Here is a 1,872-nt window from a genome sequence, read left to right on the forward strand (position 1 = left end):
GCACACACGTAGCTGGAATTATCGCGGCTAAAAAAGATAATGGAATCGGAGGCTATGGGGTTTCATCTGATGCCGATATCCTTTCCATCGATGTATTTGACCGTGGCTGGGGAGCGAGCGACTACGCCATCGCCGAGGGTATCCTTGAGGCAGTGAGAAGCGGCGCAAAGGTCATCAATATGAGTCTGGGCGGACCGATGCCATCACCAGTCATTGAGGAAGCTGTCAAGCAGGCGGTTGCTAAAAACGTTGTGATCGTAGCGGCAGCAGGAAACGATGCCAGCGACTGGACAAACTATCCGGCAGGCTATGAGGGCGTCATCAGCGTCGGCTCTACCAATAAATATAAGAAATTATCAAGCTACTCATCCTATGGACCATCGGTTGATATCGTGGCACCGGGAGAAGAAGTATACAGCACGATCTATGAACCTGAGAAGCTATCAAGCTTCCGAAAAATGAGCGGCACGTCCATGGCCTCGCCAGTCGTTGCCGGAGCAGCTGCATTGCTGCTGTCGAAATATCCAAGCCTTACACCTGCACAGGTTGAGTACATACTCGAGCACAGTGCGGACGACCTTGGCGAAAAAGGCTTTGACGTAAAATTTGGCAACGGTCTAGTGAACCCTGTCAAAGCGCTTCAATTTGACCTGAAGAAATTGCCGGCACTGGTCAAAAAGAAACTGACGGAAAAAGAGATTTTTGCAAGTGCCAAATCTGTAAAAGTGGATAAGCAGACTTTATTTACAGATACCATAACCAAGCCTTCAGAGGAAAAATGGATCAAGTTCAACGTTAAAAAGGGAGATAATATCCAGGCCGTTTTATCTGGATCCTCTAAATATGATTACAAAATGATGATGCGCTTCACTTCTGCGAGCACAAAACGCATTCACGATATCAATAAAGTCCGTGAAGGCAAGGCAGAAGGCAAGCTATTCACAGCACCTGCCGACGGTGTACTGGCGATTGGCGTCAAGGACGTAAATGCCAACTATGACGACTCTGCGAAAAAGCTATCCAAATATACGCTGCAAGTCAATAAAATGATCGGTTACCTGAAGGATGACTCCGACCTGGAGAATCCAGTTGCTATCGAAGCAATTCCTTACAGCAATGATGAAACTCCGCTGACTTTTACAGGAAGAGACGGAAGTGACGACGATTATTTCACCTTCTCTGTAGAAGAACGCCAGCTTGTAAAGCTTGAAGTAAGCGAGGTTCCTGGCGCGAACACGGCGATCAGTGTCTACCCTGCGGAAATGCTGATGCCGGTTGGAGGAGAAATGCCAGAAGGTGAAGGAATGCCAGAAGGTGAAGACCCGGCAAAAGGAGAATATCAAGCTGCCCATGAGGGTGATCATGGCGAAGAAATTGAGCCGATGTACTATTCCAATAACGGCGGAACAAGTGAAGGTGAAGCCTTGACCTTTACAGCGGAGCCAGGAATGACTTACGCTGTAAAAGTAACGAATAATCCGGGCAATTATTACGGAATGGAAGAATTCTTTTTTGGCTTTGATATGTTCATGGAAACAAGCAAGCCAGAAAGCTCGCTGGTACCATACATGTTCAGCATTACTGGAAAAGTAATGCCGGCTGACGAAGATAATCTCCCTTATATGGAAGAAGAGCAGCCTATGCCTGAAGATGGCATGGAGGATTATTCGGAAGGGAAGCTTGAACAGCAGAGGATTAAAATTGCTTCTTCCTATAAAGCAGCCCACGAAGAGAATCCAGAGCTGGAATACATTACGATGGTCCAGGAAAATGCACGTCCCTACTCCATCGGCAAGCGTGCAGATGGCTACTTAGCTACGTTCGAAGATGAGGACTGGTTCGCACTCAGCCCGCAGGAAACAGGGGTATACG

Annotated in this window: 1 protein-coding gene; it reads left to right on the forward strand. The window is 47.5% G+C overall.

What is annotated here, in order from left to right:
- Positions 1-1,872: S8 family peptidase (locus WB217_RS19200; RefSeq protein ID WP_423994941.1), on the forward strand; the 1,872-nt coding region annotated here is incomplete at both ends.

Origin of the sequence: Mesobacillus sp., from assembly GCF_049588175.1 — a bacterium.
In the GTDB taxonomy this organism is placed as follows: domain Bacteria; phylum Bacillota; class Bacilli; order Bacillales; family Cytobacillaceae; genus Mesobacillus.